The following is a 17,807-nucleotide window of genomic DNA, read 5'->3' on the forward strand; positions in this document are numbered from 1 at the left end:
CGGGCCCTCCTGGGGTTCAACTCACGATGTAGGCCCCCGCCCCCACCGACAGCAGCTTGCCGTCGGCAGCGCGGAATTCCATGCGCGTGCTCGCCACGCGCGAGCCCAGGCGCAGCACCTCGGCCTGCATCTCGAAATGCGTGCCCACGCCGGGCCGCAGGTAGTCGATGCGCAGGTCGATGGTGCCGAGCTTGCCGAAGCGCTGCATGCGCTGATCGGGGGTTTCGTCCATGTGGCGCGCGCCCATGGCGGCCATGGCGGCCAGCCCGCCCAGCGCGTCGAGGCAGGCGCTGATCACGCCGCCGTGGATGCGGTTGTGGCCATAGTGGCCGATGAGCTCGCGCCGCATCTCGATGCGGCCGCTGACGCGCTCGGGCGCGATGCCGGTGACCTTGAGGCCGAGCACGGTGTTGAAAACGATCTTCTGTTCGAACAGCTCGGTGAGGCGCTGCACGAACTCGGGCTCGAAGGCGGTGGGGGGCGTTCTGGTGCTCATGGACCGAATTGTCGGGCGGCCAGTTCTTTCATGATCTCTTCGGCGCCGCCGCCGATCATCATCACCTTCACCTCGCGGTAGATGCGTTCGCTGGCGGTGCCGCGCATGAAGCCCATGCCGCCGAGGATCTGCACCGCGGCGTCGGCGTTGGCCTGCATGGCCTGGGTGCTGTGGTTCTTGAGCAGGCACACCTGGCCCACCCAGTCGGGGCTGTGGTCGCCGGCGTCGGCGCGGTCGCCGAGCGCGTCGAGCCAGTGCTGGGTGGAGGCGATGCGCATGCGCATGTCCATGAGCTTGTGGCGCACCACCTGGTGCTCCACCAACGCCTGGCCGAAGGTCTTGCGCTCGCGCGCCCAGGCCTGGGCCTCGTCGTGGCAGGCCTCGGCAAAGCCCAGCGCGAGCGCACTCATGGCCAGGCGCTCGCCGTTGAAGTTGCCCATGATCATGCGAAAGCCCTGGTGCGCTTGGCCGATCAGGCAGCGCGCGGGCACGCGCACGCCGTCGAAGCGCAGGTGCGCGGTGTCGCTCGCGTGCCAACCCATCTTGTGCAGCGCGGTGCGCGAGAGACCGGGGGCGTCGCAGGGCACGGCGATCAGGCTGATGCCGCCCGCGCCCTGGTTCAGCGGGTCGGTGCGCACGGCCAGGGTGATCCAGTCGCAGCGCAGGCCCGAGGTGATGAAGGTCTTCTCGCCGTCGATCACGTAGTCGCCGCCATCGAGGCGCGCGGTGGTGCGCAGGCGGGCCACGTCGCTGCCGCCGCCGGGCTCGGTGATGCCCAGCGCCGCGATCTGCTCGCCGCGCAACACGGGCGGGATCACCTCGGCCTGCAGCTCGACCGAGCCGTGGTGCAGGATGGGCGGCAGGCCGATGTTGTGGCTGAACAGGCTGGCCAGCAGGCCGCCGCTCGCGGTGCGCCGCGCGAGCAGCTGCGACACCGCGTTGCGCGCGCGCCAGGGCGCGGGCGTGCCGCCCAGGTGCTCGGGGTAGCCCAGGCCCGGCAGGCCGATGCGCGCGGCCTCGCGGTAGAGCGCGCGCGGGAAGGTGGCCTGGGCGTCCCAGTCGTTCACGTGCGGCACCAGCGCCTCGCGCGCGAAACGCGCCACGGTGTCGAGCAGCGCGGTGGTGTCTTCGGCGGTCCAGTTCATGCGGTGGCCTGCTCGTCGGCGAAGGTGATGAGCAACTGCCCCGGCGCGAGTTGCTGACCTGGCGCGACCGACACCGCGGCCACCACGCCGTCGCGCGGCGCAGCGATCTGGTGCTCGATCTTCATGCTCTCGATCGCGAGCAGCGCATCGCCCTTGGCCACGCGCGCGCCCGGCTGGGCGTGCACGGCCACGAGCTTGCCGTTGAAGGGCGCGCGCAACTCGCGCGCGGCGCTGGCGCCGCCCGCGCGCTCGCGCGGCGCAAAACCCAGGTCGGTGAGCGCCAGGGTGTGCGGGCCCACCTGCACCTGCCACGCGCCCCCGCCCAGCGCCACCGCGTGCACACCCTGGGCCAGGCCGTCGAGCGTCACGCGGTCCGCGGTCACGCGGGCCTCGCAGCGGCGCTCGCCCAACGCCACCTGCAGCCGGCCCTCGCCCTGTTCGAGCACCGAGAGGTCCAGCACCGCATCGCCATGCCGCCAGCGCAGCGGGCGCGCGAACGGGCACGGCAAGGCCTGGGCAGCGCCCGCGCCGAAAGCCGCGGCGAGCACGCCGGCCAGCACCGCGTCGGCGGGCGGCGCAAGGCCTTCGCGCAACGCATCGCCGTGCTCGGCGAGAAAGGGAATCAGCGCCTCGCCCGCGCCGAACACCGGGTGGCGCAGGCAGGCCGCGAGGAAGGCGCGGTTGCTCGGCAGGCCCAGCAGCAGCGTGGTGTCGAGCGCGTGCGCCAGGCGTTCGATGGCCTGGGCGCGCGTGGGCGCGTGCGCGATGAGCTTGCCCAGCAGGGCGTCGTAGTGCGGGGTCACCTCGGTGCCGGTCTCGATCGCGTGATCGAATCGCACACCACCGTTCAGCGCGGGCTCGGCGAACGCGCGCACCGTGCCGGTGTGCGGCGTGAAGTGCTCGTCTTCGGCGCACAGGCGCACCTCGATCGCATGGCCCTGCCAGCGAACCTGGGCCTGGGCGAGCGGCAGCGGCTCGCCACGCGCGACGCGGATCTGCCACTCGACCAGATCGAGCCCGGTGAGCAGCTCGGTCACCGGGTGTTCGACCTGCAGCCGCGTGTTCATCTCCATCAGGTAGAACGGTGGCCCCAACGTTCCGCCGCTGCGCGGGTCGCTGCCCTCCGAGGGGGCTGCGCCGCCTTGGGGCGGCCCGGCGGCGTCGCCCGCCTCGCCATCGAGCAGGAATTCGACCGTGCCCGCGCCCTGGTAGCCCGCGGCCTGTGCCAGCGCCACCGCGGCCGCGCCCAGGCGCTCGCGCAGCGCGGGCGTCACCGCCGGGCTGGGCGCTTCTTCGATGATCTTCTGGTGGCGTCGCTGCACCGAGCAGTCGCGCTCGCCCAGGTGGATGCAATGGCCCAGCGCGTCGGCAAAAACCTGCACCTCCACGTGGCGCGGGCGCAGCACGGCGCGCTCCAGCAGCAGCTCGGCGCTGCCGAAGCCCGCGAGCGCTTCGGCGCGCGCGCTCGCGAGCGCGGCCGGCAGTTGCGCGGCCTCGCGCACCAGGCGCATGCCGCGGCCGCCGCCGCCGGCCACGGCCTTCACCATCACCGGGTAGCCGATGCGCGCGGCCTCGGCCGCGAAGGTCTCGTCGCGCTGGTCGGCGCCGAAGTAGCCGGGCAGCACGGGCACGCCGTGCTGCTGCGCCAGGGCCTTGGCGGCCGATTTGCTGCCCAGCGCGCGAATCGCCGCGGGCGGCGGGCCCACCCAGGTCAGGCCGGCGTCGATCACGGCCTGCGCGAAATCGGCGTTCTCGCTCAGAAAGCCGTAACCCGGGTGCACCGCGTCGGCCCCGCTGGCGCGCGCGGCGGCGATCAGCTTGTCCGTGCGCAGGTACGACTCGGCCGAGCTCGCGCCGCCGAGCGCCACCGCGCTGTCGGCCTCGCGCACGTGCAGCGCGTTCGTGTCGGGCCCGCTGTGCACGGCCACGGTGGCCAGGCCCAGGCGGCGCGCGGTGCGGATCACGCGGCGCGCGATCTCGCCGCGGTTGGCGATCAGCAGGCGCTTCACGAGGGCTCTCCCAGGGTCCAGGGCGCAGGCTGCTTCTTCGCGAAAGCCGCGAGGCCCTGCGCGGCCTCGGCGCTGCGCAGGCCGGCCGCGAAGGCCAGCGCGGCCTCGTCGCGCAGATCGGGCACCGGGGCGCGCAGGCGCTGCAGCAACTGCTTGGTGGCGGCCACGGCGCCGGGGGCGGCGCGGTGGAGCGCGTGGAGGGTGTCGGTCACCGCGGCGTCCAGCGCGTCGTCGGCCACCACGGTGTTCACCAGGCCCGCGGCCTGCGCCTCGCGCGCGCTCCAGCGCACGCCCGTGAGCAGGCATTGGCGCGCGAGCGCATCGCCCAGGCGCTGCCACACGAAGGGCGCAATCTGCGCGGGCGGCAGGCCCAGCGTCACCTCGGGCGTGGCGAAGCTCGCGCGCTCACTCGCGAGCACGAGGTCGGCGCAGCACACCAGGCCGAAGCCACCGCCCATGGCGGGCCCGTCGACCACGCACAGCAGCCACTGGGGCAAGGCGCTCAGCACGTGCAGCAGGTCGCCATACGCGCGGTTCATGCCGATCAGCGGGTCGGTCTCGCCGGCCTGCAGCGGCTGGCCGATGGCGTGCGCGAAGCCGCCCAGGCTGCCGCCCGCGCAGAACGCACCGCTGCGGCCCTGCAGCACCACGCCGCGCAGCGTGTGGTCGTCGCGCGCGCGCAGGCAGGCGCCGTACAGCGCCACCACCATGGCGTCGCTGAGCGCGTTGCGCGAGGCCGGGTCGTTGAGCGTCCAGCGCTCCACCGCGCCGTCGCGTTCGATGATCACGGCCCGGTTCATTTCAGCGGCCGCTTGGCGATGCCCATGATCTTGGTCAGGATGCCCAGCATCACCTCGTCGGCGCCGCCGCCGATGGAGGCCAGGCGGCCGTCGCGGTACATGCGCGAGACCTTGTTCTCGAGCGTGAAGCCCATGCCGCCCCAGAACTGCAGGCAGGTGTCGGGCACCAGGCGGTTGAGCCGGCCGGCCTTGAGCTTGGCCATGGTGGCCCACTCGGTCACGTCCTCGCCGGCCACGTAGCGGTCGCACGAAAGGTAGGTGAGCGCGCGCAGCGCCTCCACCTCGGTCTTGAGCTCGGCGAGCTTGAACTGCACCCATTGCTGGTCGGCCAGCGCGCCGCCGAAGAGCTTGCGCTCCTGCGCCCATTCGATGGTCCATTCGATGCAGTTGTTGAGGCTTTGCAGGGTGCTGGCCGCGCACCACAGCCGCTCTTCCTGGAACTGCTGCATCTGGTAGATGAAGCCCGCGCCCTCCTGGCCGATGCGGTAGCGCTGCGGCACGCGCACCTCGTCGAAGTACAGCAGGCCGGTGTCGCTGCTGTGCATGCCGATCTTGCGGATCTTCTTGCCGACCTCGAAGCCCTTGACGGTCTTGCCGTTCTCGCGCAGCGGCACCATCACCAGGCTCTTGTTCTTGTGCTGCGGGCCTTCGCTGGTGTTCACGAGCAGGCAGATCCAGTCGGCCTGCAGGCTGTTGGTGATCCACATCTTCTGGCCGCTGATCACATAGTCGTCGCCGTCCTTGCGCGCATGGGTCTTGATGCCCGCCACGTCGCTGCCCGCACCCGGCTCGCTCACGCCGATGGCGCCCACCGCCTCGCCGCGGATCGCGGGCGCGAGGAACTGCGCCTTGAGTTCCTCGCTGCCGAAGCGCGCGAGCGCGGGCGTGGCCATGTCGGTCTGCACGCCGATGGCCATGGGCACGCCGCCACAGTGGATGTGGCCCAGGGTTTCGGCCATGGCCACGCTGTAGCTGTAGTCCAGGCCGGCGCCGCCGTGCGCTTCGGGCTTGGTCAGGCCCAGCAGGCCCAGGTCGCCCAGGCCCTTGAAGACCTCGTGCGCGGGAAACATCTCGGCCGCCTCCCACTCGTCCACGTGCGGGTTGATGTGGTCGTCGATGAAGCGTTTGAGGGTCTTCTGGATTTCGCGGTGCTCGTGCGTGAACTGCATGGCTGGTCTCCTGTGTCGGTATGGGCAAACAACGCGGACCCGGGCGGCGGCTACATGCGCGCCACCCCGAAAGGCAGGGGGTTGGGGCGGCGGGCCGCAGCCTCGGCGCAGGTGTCCAGGCAGAAGGCCAGCACCGCGCGCGTGTCGCGCGGGTCGATCACGCCGTCGTCGAGCACCAGGCCGCTGGTGTGGAAGGCGTCGGCCTGGCTTTCGAACACCTGCACGATCTGATCGAACTGCTGCTGCATCTGCACCGGATCGGGCGTGAGGCCTTTGCGCGCCAGACCGGCCTCGGCCACGATCTGCATGGTGCGCGCGGCCTGCTCGCCGCCCATGACGGCGGTGCGCGCGTTGGGCCAGCTGAACAAAAAGCGCGGCTCGAAGCCGCGCCCGCACATGCCGTAGTTGCCGGCGCCAAAGGACGCGCCGCACTGGATGGTGATCTGCGGCACCGTGGCGCCGGTGACGGCCTGGATCATCTTGCTGCCGTGCTTGATCATGCCGCCCTGCTCGCTGTCCTTGCCCACCATGTAGCCCGTGGTGTTCTGCAGGTAGACGATGGGGTGGCCGAGCTGGCACATCCACTGGATGAAGTGCGTGGCCTTGTTGGCGCCGGCCACGTCGATCGGTCCGTTGTTGCTGATGAGGCCCACCGCGTGGCCGCCGATGCGCGCCTGCGCGCACACCGTGGCCGCGCCGTAGAGCGGCTTGAATTCGATCAGCGCCGAGCCATCGGCCACGCGCGCCATGATCTCGCGCATGTCCACCGGCTCGCGGTGGTGCGCGGGCATGAGCGCGAGCAGGTCGTCGGCGGGCAGCGCGGGCTCGGCGAACGCGGGGGCGGCGTGGCGCGCAAAGCCGTCGCGCAGCTGGTCGACGATGCGCCGCGCCAGGCCCAGGGCCTCGCGGTCGTCTTCGGCCAGGTACTCGCCCAGGCCCGACACGCCGGTGTGCATCTCGGCCCCGCCCAGCTCCTCTTCGGTGGCCACCTCGCCGGTGGCGGCCTTGAGCAGCGGCGGCCCCGCGAGGAAGGCGCGCGAGCGGCCGCGCACCATCACCACCACGTCGGACAGGCCCGGCATGTAGGCGCCGCCCGCGGTGCCCGAGCCGTGCTGCACGGTGATCACCGGCAGGCCCGCGGCCGAATGCCGCGCGAGGTTTCGGAACAGCGCGCCGCCGTGCACGAAGCCCTCGACCTGGTACTTGGTGAGGTTGGCGCCCGCGCTCTCGACCAGGTGCACGAAGGGCAGCCGGTTCTCGAGCGCGATCTGTTGCACGCGCAGGATCTTCTCAAGCCCGCGCGGCTGGATCGCGCCGGCCTCGATGCCCGAGTCGCTCGCCACCACCATGCAGCGCACGCCCGCGATGAAGCCGATGCCCGCGACCATGCCGCCGCCGGGCACGCTCCTGGCGGGGTCGCGCGTGTCCTGCAGGAAACCGGCCAGCGAACACAGCGGCAGCCAGGGCGCGCCCGGGTCGAGCAGCAGGGCGATGCGCTCGCGCGGCAGCAGCTGGCCGCGCTTGTCGAACACCGGCTTGCTCTGCGCCGAGGCAGCGGCCGCGCGGTCTTCGAGCGCGCGCAGCTGCGCGATGCGCTCGAGCATGGCGGCGCGGCGCGCCTGCGCGGCCTCGCCGTGCGAGTTGAAGGCGGTGACAAAGGGCATGGCGGCGGCCGTCACTGGAACACCTTGGGCGTCACGCAGCGGTGGAAGCCGTCGAAGGGTTTGACGGCGTCGCGGCCCTGGGCCTCGGCGGGCGCGGCCACCGCGCCCCAGCCCATGCGCACCTGCGGGCGCGCGCCGTCCACGCGCAGCACGCTGCCGCTCACGAAGCTCGCCGCGGGCGAGAGCAGGAAGGTGATGGCCGCGGCCGTTTCGGCCTCGTTGCCGAAGCGGCCCAGCGGCACGGTCTCGCGCATCTCGCGCAGCATGGGGCCGGCCTCGGGCGGGTAGTGGTCCATGCCGCTGGACGCGATGTAGCCCGGCGCCACCGCGTTCACGCGCACGCCGCTGCGCGCCCATTCGAGCGCCGCGGTCTCGGTGAAGCTCACCATGCCCGCGCGCGCCGCGCCGCTGTGGCCCATGCCGGGCATGCTGCCCCACATGTCGGCCACGATGTTCACGATGCTGCCGCCATGGTCCTGCATGGACTGCAGGTAGACCTCGCGCGCCACCAGGAAGCCGCCCATGAGGTTGGTGTCGAGCACCGCCTGCCAGCCCTTGGCGCCGATTTTTTCGAGCGGGCTGATGTACTGACCGCCCGCGTTGTTCACCAGGCCGTGGATGCGGCCGTGCGCCACCACGATGGCCGTGACCAGGGCCTGCACCTCGGCCTCCTGGCGGATGTCGCAGGCGTGAAAGCTCGCATGGCCGCCGTCGACCACGATCTCCTCGGCCACGGTCTGCAGCTTGTCGAGCTTGCGCCCCACCAGCACCACGTGCGCCCCGAGCGCGGCGAGCTCGTGCGCGGTGCAGCGCCCGATGCCCGAGCCCCCGCCCGTGACCACGATGAGCTGGCCCGCGAACAGGCCGGGACGGAACACGGATCGGTAGCCGGCGTTCATGCGCGGGACTCCTTGAGGAACAGTTGCAGCGTGGTCTCGGTGAGGTCGTCGAGGCTGGCGCGGCCGTCGGGCACGTACCACTGCGCGGCCCAGTTGAGCGCGCCGAACAGCATGAGCCGCGCGATGCGCAGGTCGCCGCCGAGCGCGCCCTCGCGCTGCAGCGCCTGCAGCACCGGCACCCACACGGCCTCGTAGTCGTCCTTCAGGCGGTTCACGGCGCGCTTCTGGCCGTCGGAGAGCACGCGCCATTCGTAGAGCATCACGGGGATGTGGTCGCTCTCGGGGCCGAGCAGGTTGTCGAAGTGGCTGCGCACCAGCACGCGCAGGCAGTCGCGCGCGCTCAGGGGGCCGGTGGCCGCGGCCACCGCGGCGTCCATGCGCGCGCGCTGGTGGTCGAGCGCGCGCTGCATGCCCTCCTCCATCACGGCGGCGAGCAGGGCTTCCTTGTTTTCGAAGTGGTAGAAGGGCGAGCCCGAACGCATGCCCACCGCAGCCGCGATGTCGCGCGTGCTGGTGGCGTCGAAGCCCTGCTGGCGGAACAGCCGCGCGGCCGCGCGCAACAGCGCCTGGCGGCGGTTGCCGTCGTCGCGCTCGTTGGCGGTCTTGCGCGGGCGTCCGCGGCTGCGGCGCACGGGCGCTTCATCGGGCTCGGTGGCCGGGGGGGCTGTCTCCATCGGCCGCAAACATAGCAGCGGCCTTTATTTTTAGCAAGCGGTTGCTTGGTGAAAACAAATCCGCGCTGTCACGGAGGCGGCTCGGCCTCATTCGGCCCGGCACACCACCAGCGCGTACGGCAGCGCGCGGTCCTCGATCCACGCACCCATGGCGAAGCCACAGGCCTCGACCATGGCCTGAACGCCCGCGCGTTCGTACTTCTGCGATTGTTCGGTGTGGATCACCTCGCCGGCCTCGAAATGAAAGGCGAGGCCGAGCACGCGGCTGTGCACGGTCTGCTGCGCCTGGCTCACGAGGTAGCTGCGCGCCACGCCCTGCAGCGGGCAGTAGCTCGCGTAGTGGCGGAAGGCCTCGGGCGCGAAGTCCATGCCGAGCTCGCGGTTGAGCCGCGTGAGCAGGTTGAGGTTGAAGGCCGCGGTGACGCCCTCGGGGTCGTCGTAGGCGGCGAGCACGGTGTGGGGGTCTTTGCGCAGGTCCAGGCCCAGCACCAGGCTGTCGCCGGGCCGCAGGTGCACGCGCACGCGGCGCAGGAAGCGGTGGGCCTCGGCGTCGGTGAAGTTGCCGAGGTTGCTGCCCAGGAACAGCGCCACCTGGCGGCGGTGCGCCTGCGGGATCGGCCAGGTCTGGAAGTAGTCGCCGCACAAGGGGCGCACGGGCAGCAGCGGCAGCTGGCGCGCCATGCGGGCCCCCAGGCGATCGAGCGCCTGGGGCGAGATGTCCATGGGCCGGTAGACCAGCGTGGCGCCGGCCTTGAGCCAGGCGCGGCACAGCGTGAGCGTTTTGCTGCCGTCGCCGCAACCGAGTTCGAGCAGTTCGATCGGCGCGTCGCCCGGCGCGGCTTCGGCGAGCAGCGCCTCGGCGTGCGTGCGCAGCAAGGCGGCCTCGACGCGCGTGGGGTAATAGCCGGGCAGCCGCATGATCTGCTCGAACAGGCGCGAGCCGCGCGTGTCGTAGAAGTACTTGCTGGGCAGCCGCTTGGGCTGGGCGCTCAGGCCCGTGAGCGCGTCGTGGGCCAGCGTGCCGGGCAGTGGGGCGGGGGCGGGCTGGGCCGGGGCCTCGCGCACGCGGTGCATGGCGGCCACGGGTTGGCGAAGGGCTTGGCGTGCGCGGTTCATGCTCACCTCGGGTTCAGGATCGGGCCAGGCGGATGCCGGTGTACTGCCAGCGCAGCGGCGGGTGGAAGAAGTTGCGGTAGCTCGGGCGGGCGTGGCCCGGGGGAGTGGCAAACGACATGCCGCGCAGCACCTGCTGATTCACCATGAACTTGCCGTTGTACTCGCCCACCGAGCCGGTCGCGCGCCGGAAGCCCGGGTACGGCGCGTAGGCGCTCGCGGTCCATTCCCAGCGCCGGCCCCAGGGCAGGCCGGCGCCGGTGGCCGCGGCCTCCCATTCGGCTTCGGTGGGCAGCCGCGCGCCGGCCCAGTCGGCGTAGGCGCAGGCCTCGTACCAGTTCACGTGTGTCACGGGCGCATCGGCGGGCAGCGGCTGCGGGCCGGCCAGGGTCTGGTGCCACCACGCGCCGCCTTCGCCGCGGAACCAGTACATGGGCGCGCGCTCGCCCGAGGCGCTGCGCCAGTCCCAGCCCTCGGCATGCCAGTGCTGCGCGCGTTCGTAACCGCCGGACTCGATGAAGGCGGCGTACTCGGCGTTGCTCACCAGGCGGTTGGCGATGCCGAAGGGCTGCAGCAGCACCTCGTGGCGCGCGCCCTCGTTGTCGAAAGCGAAGCCCGGGCCCGCGTGGCCGATGGCCACCACGCCGCCGGGGTGCGCGATCCAGCGCAGCGGGCCGGCGTCCTGTGCCGCGTGTTCGTGCTGCGGGTCCACGGCGCCGGTGTCGGCCCGTGCATAGGCCGGGCGCAGCGGCTGGTGACCGAGGATGAACTTGATGTCGGTGAGCAGCAGTTCCTGGTGCTGCTGCTCGTGCTGCAGGCCGAGCTCGAGGCGCTCCAGCCACTCGGGCGTGGGCCGCGTGGCCAGCCAGGCCTGCACGGCGGCGTCCACGTGGGCCCGGTAGGCGTGCACCTCGGCCACGGTGGGCCGGCTCAGCGTGCCGCGCTGCGCGCGCGGCACGCGCGGGCCCTCACCTTCGTAATAGCTGTTGAACAGGTAGCCGTAGCCGGGGTGGTGCACGCGGTAGCCGGGCCAGGCGGGCGTGAGCAGCAGGGCCTCGAAGAACCAGGTGGTGTGCGCCAGGTGCCACTTGGGCGGGCTCACGTCGGCCACCGGCTGCGGCACGTGGTCTTCGGGCGCGAGCGGCGCGCACAGGGCCGTGCTGCGGGCGCGCACCTCGGTGTAGCGCGCGGCCAGGTCGGTGAACGGGTCGCGTTGCATGGGCGGCTCCGGTTGCGGCGGGCGGGCCCCGCATCCTGGGGGTATTGGCCGCGCAATGCAAGGCGGGGAAGGTTACGAAATTCGCACCCGGGCGCCCGCCGGCCCCGGCGGGCCGGCACGCCGCGGATGCCCTAGGGCGTACGGCTTGGCCCCGCAGCGGAACCGGGGCCGGCGGCCTCCTCACCCAAATCCACGCCATTCGCGGCGCACCGCTCCGGAGTCACGCCATGCTGTTCTCGGCCCGCCGATTCATCCGCCGTTGCCTCGACGGCAGCATCTTCAAGAAGGGCAACCACGTGGTGGCCGAACTGGGTGCGGCGATCGGCATCCCCGGCCTGCAACTGGAGCAGGACAGCTGCACGCTGTCGGTGGACGGCACCCTGGTCACGCTCGAACTCGACCCCGCGCACAACCGCCTGCTGGTGTCGAGCTATCTGGCCGAGGCCGAGGGCCTGCTCAAGCCCGGCACCGGCCGCGCCCTGCTCGAAGCCACGCTGGACGGTGTCATCGACGCCACCGGCATGGTGTTCGCGGTCGACAAGGCCGAGGGGCGGATCGTGATGGTCACGGCCCTGTTCCTCGACGACCTGAGCGGCGAGGACCTGGCCGCGGCGCTGTCGCGCTTCGTGGCGCGGGCGCAGACCTGGCGCGCGCGGCTCGATGAACCGGCCCGGTCCGCCGACGCGGCCGCCCCCCGCTTCATGGCCCCGGCCCTGTTCGCCTGAGCCCGTCGCGGCCCCTTGCACTTCTTTCATGCCAGAACACACCATGCCCATCGATCTTCAGCAGTTCATCCAGCGGGCCGGCCAGGGTGCCGGTCGCATTCGCCTCAGCGGCAAACCGTCCGCTCGCCAGTCCCCGCCAGCGCCGGTGCTCTCGCGCCACAAGGGCAGCCTCGGGGGCCGCGTGGTCGAATGGCTGCGCGGATCCACGGCCAGCCGCGCCGCCGAGAACAGGCAGGTGACCACGCTGTTCCTCGACGCGATCAAGGCGGCTTACGGCCAGACGGGTCTGCGGGCGGTGAGCGCCCGCATCGGCGTGGACGAGGGCAAGCCGCTGACATCGAGCGATGTGCGGGTTTACACAGGCCTCGCCGAGCAGGCGGTGTTGGAGCGCAACAAAGCCCAACAAGACCTGGAAGTGGTGGTGGCCCATCGATGCGCGGAGCCATTGGCGGCGTTCTTTCCGTCCGAAGGGGACACGGGCGCTTTCGCACTGATCAACGAACTTTTCGAGGCTGCGGAGACGAAAGACTTCGCAAAGCGGCTGGAAGAGACCTTGAGGGACCCTCTGAGCGAGGCGTCCCAGGCCATCGTGGCCCATGTGCAAAAAGCCGTTCGCAGCAAACTCGAACTGGGGGCCGACATCGGCGACAGTGAAATCGCCACGGCGCTTCGCTTCGCCTTCAAGGCCCAGGTCTTCGGGGCCGCAGCGAAAGACGAAGCCGGCCTGCGGTTTCTGCTGCAAAGGCCGTGGGTGACGCTGGCAAACGAGCAGCTGTCCGTCAGAGACGACATCAAGCGCTTGCTGAAGAACCCGGTGCTTCACGACAACCGCAAAGCCTGGGTGGCGGCCCGCGTGGTGGCGGTCGCCACCGATCTGGCCCAGGCCGACGGCGCGGACGCCGCATATGCCGGTTCGGACCCGCCCCTGACCCGCGCCGATCACGCCCAGCAGTTGGTGGACATGGTGCTGCACGCCGATGATGGCTTCTACCGGCTCCTCAACAAGGCCGAGCGGGCGGGTGCCTTTGCCCTGAAGCGCGATCTGGACAGCGCCCAGGCGGGCCGGACGAACGATCGGCAAGACCGGCTGATGCTGCTCGAAAAGGCCGCGGTGGCGGAGTGCGCGCGGCTGGCCCTGGCCCCCGCACATGCCGATTTCCGGGCCTTGGACGGCCTGGAGCAGCGCGCCGTGGTTGCGCTGGGCGGGCGCGCCGACGCGTTCGCGCCCACGACGCAAACGCACCGCGACCTCTTGTTCCAACTGCGCGCACAGGCGGCAAACCTGGGCCACGGCGTCAGCGGCCTCGAGCAGCAGGCGTTCATCTCGAGCCAAATGCGCCGCTTCACCGCCCGATTGATCGAAGACGCGGTGCGCGCGCTCGGCGAACCGCCCCATCGCTTCGAGGCCTTGACCCTGGGCTCGACGTCGCGCGGCGAAGCCTCGCCCTATTCCGACATCGAGTTTGCCTTCGTGGTGCCCGGCCATCTGACAGCTGAACAGGTCGCCGCGGCGCGCGACCACCTGCAACGCGTCGCCACCCTGATGCGCTTTTACGTGACCGCTCTGGGCGAATTCGGCCTGTACGGTCTGCCGGAAAAACTGCACTGGGATCCCGCGGGCCTGACCCCCGACAAGGACCCGATGGCCTTCATCGGCCGGCCCGCCGATCTGGTGAAACTGGGCTTCAAAGCAGGACCCGACGGCGAACCGCTGAACCCGGAGATGTTCACCATGTACGCGAACGCGGAGTGGCTGTACGGCGAAGCAGGGCAAGACGGCGTGCCCCTGGCGAACGCTTTTCACGAGGCCACGCGCGCGCACCTGAACCGCAGCGCCGACACGAACGGCCGCCAGACCCGGGGCTCTCGCCTGGGCAACTGGCTGCTGACCCAGGCGCTCGAGGCGCCCGGTGACATGCTGCCGTCGGTCCTGCGCCGGCAGATCGCCCTGGGCAACCCGGGCGCCGACGCGAACGGCGTGGAGGTGAACGTGAAGCGGCTCTCGCGCCTGCCCATGATGCTGGTTCAAAGCCTGTGCCTGACCCACGGCGTGCACGACAGCGACGCGGCCGCCGGCATGGCCGGCCCGGTGCACAGCACCGCCATGCGCGTGCAGGCCCTGGTCGAGCGCGGCGTGCTCAGGCGCGATCAGGCCGAACGCCTCATGACGGCCTTCGACATCCTCGCGCGCGTGCGCACGCAGGCGCACCTGCGCAACGCCAGCGCGGTCGACACGGTGCAGCTCGAGGACCACCCCGAACTGCGCCAGGCCATCGATCTGCTGGTGCCGTTCGAACAAAGCATCGCCCACCAGCTCGGCCGTTCCGGGCGCCCCTGAGCCCGGAGCCGGACAGGGGCCGCATCGGCCGGCCCGCTCAGGCCGCTGATACGGCCGCGATGCGATCGGCCACGCGCGGGGCCTGCATGGCGATCGTGCGCAGCAGCCCGCCGGGCTGGCGGATGTCGAAGCCCACGAAGTGCAGGCCCTGCAGCGCGCCCTCGCCATGCAGCACGGTGGGCAGGCCGCGTGCATCGAGCGGCAGGGTGTGCTGCGGGAACAGCACCGGCAGGCCCGCGCTGTAGCCGGTGGCGAGCACGATGGTGTCGAAGGCCTGCTCGCGGCCGTCGAGGAAGCGCACGCGGTCGCGCTGCAGCGCGGCGATGCCAGGGAACACCGCGATCTCGCCCGAGCGGATGCGCGCGAGCGTGCCGATGTCGATCATCGGCGTCTTGCCCTCGCGGCGCAGCTGGCGCAGCGGCGAGGCCCGGGGCGTGCGCAGACCCCAACGGCTCAGGTCGCCCACCGTGAGCCGGCGCAGCAGCGAGGCCAGCGCGTCGCCCAGGGGCTCGGGCAGCCGGGCCAAAGCAATGCTCGAGAGCTGCGTGGGCCGCCCCAGCACGTCGCGCTTGACGATGTTCACCGGCGAGCGCACCGACAGCGCCACGGGCACGCCCTGCTCGGCGAGGTCGAGCGCGATCTCGGCGCCGGTGTTGCCCATGCCCACCACGAGCACCCGCCGCCCGCGCAAGGCCTGGGCATTGCGGTAATCGCGGCTGTGCAGCACGCGGCCCGCGAACAGGTGCTGACCGGGCAACAACGGCACCAGGGGCTCGCGGTTGGCGCCCGTGGCCAGCACCAGTTGCGGCGCCGCGAACACCTGGCCCGACGCGAGATGGGCGCACCATTCGCCGCCCTCGTGGGTGATGCGCACCACGGTCTGGCCGCGCACGGGCACGATGCCGTGGTGTTGCGCATAGGCCTCGAGGTAATCGACCACGCCCTGGCGCGGCACGTAGCGCGGCGCCTCGGCCGGGAACGGCAGGCCGGGCAGCGCCGAGTGCGACTTGACCGTGTGCAGGTGCAGCCGTTCGTAGTGGTTGCGCCACGAGGCGCCCACGGCCTGGGCCTGCTCGATCACGGTGGCGTGGATGCCGCGCTGCTGCAGGCAGGCCGCAGCGGCCAGGCCCGCGGGGCCGGCGCCGATGACGATCACGGGCGCGTGGGTGGTGGAAGCGGTGTCGGCCATGTTGGCCGCGAGTGTGCCCGCCGCGACGGCGCGCGCGCAAGCCGGGCCGCACAGGCCCGGGGCGCGGCTCAGGCCAGCAGCAGACCGAAGCCCAGGCCCGCGGCCAGGCCCATGGCCAGGCCCGCGATGACATCGAGCGGGAAGTGCGCGCCGGTGTGCACGCGCGCCCAGCCCGTGCCCAGGGCCAGCGCAGCCATGGCCGCGAGCGCCGCGCCGCTGGCCGTGTGCGGCAGCAGCGCGCCCAGCACCGCGCCCATCACGAGCGCATGGCTGCTCGGGAAGCCCGCGCGGCCGCCATGGCCCAGGTGGTTCGGGCACAGCCCGAGCGCAAACGGCCGCTGCGCCTGCCAGCGCCGCGCAAGCCGCTTGCCCGCGAGCTGCACCAGGCCGGCCCAGGCCAGGCAGAGCAGCGCGAGCACGGGGCCCAGGCGGTGATCGAGCGACACCCAGGCCACCAGCGCGAGCAGCGGCAGCCAGCTCCAGCGCGCCAGGGCGCGCGCAAACCCCATCAGTGCGGCCGGGCCCCGGCCCGCGTGCAGCAGGCGGAACAGGCGGATGTCCAGCCGCAGCCAGGGCGAGGCGCTGGCGGGCGGTAAAGCGGCGGTCGGCGATAGCGGCATGCCGCCACTGTGGGCGGCGCAGGTTAAATCTTCGTGAAACGCCGGTGTCAGGCGAGCGCGGCGGCGCGATCGCGCATGAGCGCGCGGTCCTGTGCGTTCTGCGTGAGCGCGGCCGCGCGCTCGAAGGCGGCGCGGGCCTCGTCGCGCCGGCCGAGGCGTTCGAGCAGGTCGCCGTGCACCGCGGCCAGCCAGGGGTAGCGCGCGAGCGCGGGCTCGGCCAGCAGCGGTTCAAGCACCTGCAGGCCAGCCGCCGGCCCGGCGTGGCGCGCCACCGCCACCGCGCGGTTGAGCTCGACCACGGGCGAGGGCTGCACGCGCGCGAGTTCGGCGTAGAGCGCGGCCATCTGCGCCCAGTCGGTCGCCTCGGCGCTGGCGGCGCGCGCGTGGCAGGCGGCAATGGCGGCCTGCAGCTGGTAAGGCCCGCGTGTGGCCGTGAGGGCTTCGGCCTGGGCCAGCGCCTGCAGCCCGCGCTCGATCTGCGCGCGATCCCAGCGGCTTCGGTCCTGCTGTTCGAGCAGCACCGCACGGCCCTGTTCGTCGGTGCGCGCGGGCCGGCGCGAGGCCTGGATCTCGAGCAGCGCGAGCAGGCCCGCCACCTCGGACGCTTGCGGCATCAAACCGGCCAGCACGCGCGCCAGCCGCAGCGCTTCGTCGCACAGCGCGGGGCGCATCCAGTCGTCGCCGCGCGTGGCGGTGTAGCCCTCGTTGAACACCAGGTAGATCACCTCGAGCACTGAGCCCAGGCGCTCGGCCAGCGCGCCGCGCGCGGGCAGTTCGAAGGGCACGCCGGCCTCGCGCAGCGTGCGCTGCGCACGCACCACGCGCTGCGCCACCGCGGACTCGGTCTGCAGCATGGCGCGCGCGATGTCCTGCGTGCTCAGGCCGCCGAGCAGCTTGAGCGTGAGCGCCACGCGCGCGTCGGCCGAGAGCACGGGGTGGCAGGCGGTGAAGATCAGGCGCAGCAGGTCGTCGCCGATCGGGTCCTGGCGCAGCGCGTCCACGGTGTCGGCCACGTCGGGCACGCGATCGGCCTGCAGCGCCTGGAGGTCGGCGGCGATGCCGGCCTCGTGGCCCTCGCGCGTGGTGCGCTGGCGCAGGTGGTCGAGCGCGCGGTTGATGGCCACGCGCATCAGCCAGGCGCCGGGCTTGTCGGGCACGCCGTCCACCGGCCAGTGTTCGAGCGCGGCCACCAGCGCGTCCTGCGCGATGTCTTCGGCCACGCCGAGGTCGCGCACGCGGCGCGCCACGGCCGCCACCACGGCGGCCGATTCCTGCCGCCAGACGGCGGCGACGCGTTCATGGAGGGCATCGGGCATGCCCGATGGTGACACCAACTCAGAACTGCGCGGGTGCGGCGGCTTCGTCCATGTAGAACACCTCCCACTGGTGGCCGTCGGGGTCGGCGAAGCCGTGCTGGTACATGAAGCCGTGGTCCTGCTCGGGGTTGGGCGTGGTGCCGCCGGCCTTCAGGGCCCGGGCCACCAGGTCCTTCACCTCCTCGCGGCTGGCGCAGTCGAGCGCGTTGAGCACGGCGGTGGCCTGGGACACGTCGGCCACGGGCAGGTGGGTGAAGGTCTGGAAGAAGGGCTTGACCAGCAGCATCACGTACACGTGCTCGCTGATCACGATGCAGGCGGCCTGCTCGTTGGAGAACTTGGGGTTCAGCGTGAAGCCCAGGCCGGTGTAGAAGGCGCGCGAGCGCGGCAGGTCGTTGACGGGCAGGTTGACGAAGATCTTGGACGGCATG

At 72.2% G+C, this 17,807-nt stretch carries 16 protein-coding genes; 2 read left to right on the forward strand and 14 right to left on the reverse strand.

Features of this window, described 5'->3' with window-relative positions; all coding sequences use genetic code 11:
- Positions 1-16: 16 nt before the first annotated feature.
- The 10 genes from WDZ95_RS08555 to egtB all read right to left on the reverse strand — a co-directional run bounded on the left by WDZ95_RS08555 (position 17) and on the right by egtB (position 11,188).
- Positions 17-496, reverse strand: coding sequence for a thioesterase family protein (locus WDZ95_RS08555; RefSeq protein ID WP_166227603.1), 480 nt, complete (start codon positions 494-496; stop codon positions 17-19).
- The gene (locus WDZ95_RS08560; protein WP_425777720.1) at positions 493-1,641 is read right to left on the reverse strand and encodes an acyl-CoA dehydrogenase family protein; all 1,149 of its coding nucleotides are present in this window, start codon (positions 1,639-1,641) and stop codon (positions 493-495) included. The genes WDZ95_RS08555 and WDZ95_RS08560 overlap by 4 nt, the downstream gene beginning before the upstream one ends.
- A complete protein-coding gene (locus WDZ95_RS08565) occupies positions 1,638-3,650 on the reverse strand; it encodes an acetyl/propionyl/methylcrotonyl-CoA carboxylase subunit alpha (protein ID WP_425777722.1) in 2,013 nt (670 codons plus the stop codon). Before WDZ95_RS08565 ends, WDZ95_RS08560 begins: the two co-directional genes overlap by 4 nt.
- Positions 3,647-4,450 (reverse strand): enoyl-CoA hydratase/isomerase family protein, encoded by an 804-nt coding sequence (locus WDZ95_RS08570; protein WP_425777724.1) that lies wholly within the window; start codon positions 4,448-4,450, stop codon positions 3,647-3,649. The genes WDZ95_RS08565 and WDZ95_RS08570 overlap by 4 nt, the downstream gene beginning before the upstream one ends.
- Positions 4,447-5,619: an acyl-CoA dehydrogenase family protein gene (locus WDZ95_RS08575; RefSeq protein ID WP_425777726.1), complete on the reverse strand. Its 1,173-nt coding sequence runs from the start codon at positions 5,617-5,619 to the stop codon at positions 4,447-4,449. Before WDZ95_RS08575 ends, WDZ95_RS08570 begins: the two co-directional genes overlap by 4 nt.
- Positions 5,620-5,669: 50 nt before the next feature.
- A complete protein-coding gene (locus WDZ95_RS08580; RefSeq protein ID WP_425777728.1) occupies positions 5,670-7,283 on the reverse strand; it encodes an acyl-CoA carboxylase subunit beta in 1,614 nt (537 codons plus the stop codon).
- A gap of 11 nt (positions 7,284-7,294) precedes the next feature.
- Positions 7,295-8,182, reverse strand: a complete 888-nt coding sequence (locus tag WDZ95_RS08585) for an SDR family oxidoreductase (RefSeq protein ID WP_425777730.1) — start codon at positions 8,180-8,182, stop codon at positions 7,295-7,297.
- Entirely contained in the window at positions 8,179-8,856 is a 678-nt protein-coding gene (locus WDZ95_RS08590) for a TetR/AcrR family transcriptional regulator (protein WP_425777732.1), read from the reverse strand. Before WDZ95_RS08590 ends, WDZ95_RS08585 begins: the two co-directional genes overlap by 4 nt.
- Before the next feature lie 87 nt (positions 8,857-8,943).
- Positions 8,944-9,972 carry an L-histidine N(alpha)-methyltransferase gene (egtD, locus tag WDZ95_RS08595; protein ID WP_425777734.1) on the reverse strand — a complete coding sequence of 343 codons (1,029 nt, stop codon included), beginning with the start codon at positions 9,970-9,972 and terminating at the stop codon, positions 8,944-8,946.
- Positions 9,973-9,985: 13 nt separating this feature from the next.
- Entirely contained in the window at positions 9,986-11,188 is a 1,203-nt protein-coding gene (gene egtB, locus WDZ95_RS08600; protein WP_425777736.1) for an ergothioneine biosynthesis protein EgtB, read from the reverse strand.
- A gap of 227 nt (positions 11,189-11,415) precedes the next feature.
- Between egtB and WDZ95_RS08605 the strand changes: the two genes are divergently transcribed.
- Together WDZ95_RS08605 and WDZ95_RS08610 are read left to right on the forward strand one after the other, a co-directional pair.
- Positions 11,416-11,913, forward strand: a complete 498-nt coding sequence (locus WDZ95_RS08605) for a type III secretion system chaperone (RefSeq protein WP_425777738.1) — start codon at positions 11,416-11,418, stop codon at positions 11,911-11,913.
- 43 nt (positions 11,914-11,956) lie between these two features.
- Positions 11,957-14,251, forward strand: a complete 2,295-nt coding sequence (locus WDZ95_RS08610) for a DUF294 nucleotidyltransferase-like domain-containing protein (RefSeq protein WP_425777740.1) — start codon at positions 11,957-11,959, stop codon at positions 14,249-14,251.
- A 37-nt stretch (positions 14,252-14,288) separates the two neighbouring features.
- On the opposite strand, the gene WDZ95_RS08615 is transcribed toward WDZ95_RS08610, so the two are convergent.
- The 4 genes from WDZ95_RS08615 to WDZ95_RS08630 all read right to left on the reverse strand — a co-directional run bounded on the left by WDZ95_RS08615 (position 14,289) and on the right by WDZ95_RS08630 (position 17,806).
- The gene (locus WDZ95_RS08615) at positions 14,289-15,440 is read right to left on the reverse strand and encodes a flavin-containing monooxygenase (protein ID WP_425777742.1); all 1,152 of its coding nucleotides are present in this window, start codon (positions 15,438-15,440) and stop codon (positions 14,289-14,291) included.
- A gap of 68 nt (positions 15,441-15,508) precedes the next feature.
- A complete protein-coding gene (locus WDZ95_RS08620; protein WP_425777744.1) occupies positions 15,509-16,060 on the reverse strand; it encodes a phosphatase PAP2 family protein in 552 nt (183 codons plus the stop codon).
- Positions 16,061-16,107: 47 nt separating this feature from the next.
- Complete coding sequence (locus tag WDZ95_RS08625) at positions 16,108-17,376, reverse strand: RNA polymerase sigma factor (RefSeq protein WP_425777746.1); 1,269 nt, start codon at positions 17,374-17,376, stop codon at positions 16,108-16,110.
- A gap of 19 nt (positions 17,377-17,395) precedes the next feature.
- Positions 17,396-17,806, reverse strand: a complete 411-nt coding sequence (locus WDZ95_RS08630; RefSeq protein WP_425777748.1) for a VOC family protein — start codon at positions 17,804-17,806, stop codon at positions 17,396-17,398.
- Position 17,807 lies beyond the last annotated feature (1 nt).

The organism is Hydrogenophaga sp. T2, assembly GCF_049843535.1.
GTDB lineage: Bacteria > Pseudomonadota > Gammaproteobacteria > Burkholderiales > Burkholderiaceae_C > Hydrogenophaga > Hydrogenophaga crocea.

Excerpts from the sequence above, each read along its gene's own strand:
- WDZ95_RS08555 (WP_166227603.1), bottom strand. The coding sequence starts at position 496 with ATGAGCACCAGAACGCCCCCCACCGCCTTCGAGCCCGAGTTCGTGCAG.
- WDZ95_RS08575 (WP_425777726.1), bottom strand. The coding sequence starts at position 5,619 with ATGCAGTTCACGCACGAGCACCGCGAAATCCAGAAGACCCTCAAACGC.
- WDZ95_RS08630 (WP_425777748.1), bottom strand. The coding sequence starts at position 17,806 with ATGCCGTCCAAGATCTTCGTCAACCTGCCCGTCAACGACCTGCCGCGC.
- WDZ95_RS08615 (WP_425777742.1), bottom strand. The coding sequence starts at position 15,440 with ATGGCCGACACCGCTTCCACCACCCACGCGCCCGTGATCGTCATCGGC.
- WDZ95_RS08570 (WP_425777724.1), bottom strand. The coding sequence starts at position 4,450 with ATGAACCGGGCCGTGATCATCGAACGCGACGGCGCGGTGGAGCGCTGG.
- WDZ95_RS08560 (WP_425777720.1), bottom strand. The coding sequence starts at position 1,641 with ATGAACTGGACCGCCGAAGACACCACCGCGCTGCTCGACACCGTGGCG.
- egtD (WP_425777734.1), bottom strand. The coding sequence starts at position 9,972 with ATGAACCGCGCACGCCAAGCCCTTCGCCAACCCGTGGCCGCCATGCAC.
- WDZ95_RS08585 (WP_425777730.1), bottom strand. The coding sequence starts at position 8,182 with ATGAACGCCGGCTACCGATCCGTGTTCCGTCCCGGCCTGTTCGCGGGC.
- WDZ95_RS08605 (WP_425777738.1), top strand. The coding sequence starts at position 11,416 with ATGCTGTTCTCGGCCCGCCGATTCATCCGCCGTTGCCTCGACGGCAGC.
- WDZ95_RS08620 (WP_425777744.1), bottom strand. The coding sequence starts at position 16,060 with ATGCCGCTATCGCCGACCGCCGCTTTACCGCCCGCCAGCGCCTCGCCC.
- WDZ95_RS08590 (WP_425777732.1), bottom strand. The coding sequence starts at position 8,856 with ATGGAGACAGCCCCCCCGGCCACCGAGCCCGATGAAGCGCCCGTGCGC.
- WDZ95_RS08580 (WP_425777728.1), bottom strand. The coding sequence starts at position 7,283 with ATGCCCTTTGTCACCGCCTTCAACTCGCACGGCGAGGCCGCGCAGGCG.
- WDZ95_RS08625 (WP_425777746.1), bottom strand. The coding sequence starts at position 17,376 with ATGCCCGATGCCCTCCATGAACGCGTCGCCGCCGTCTGGCGGCAGGAA.
- egtB (WP_425777736.1), bottom strand. The coding sequence starts at position 11,188 with ATGCAACGCGACCCGTTCACCGACCTGGCCGCGCGCTACACCGAGGTG.
- WDZ95_RS08610 (WP_425777740.1), top strand. The coding sequence starts at position 11,957 with ATGCCCATCGATCTTCAGCAGTTCATCCAGCGGGCCGGCCAGGGTGCC.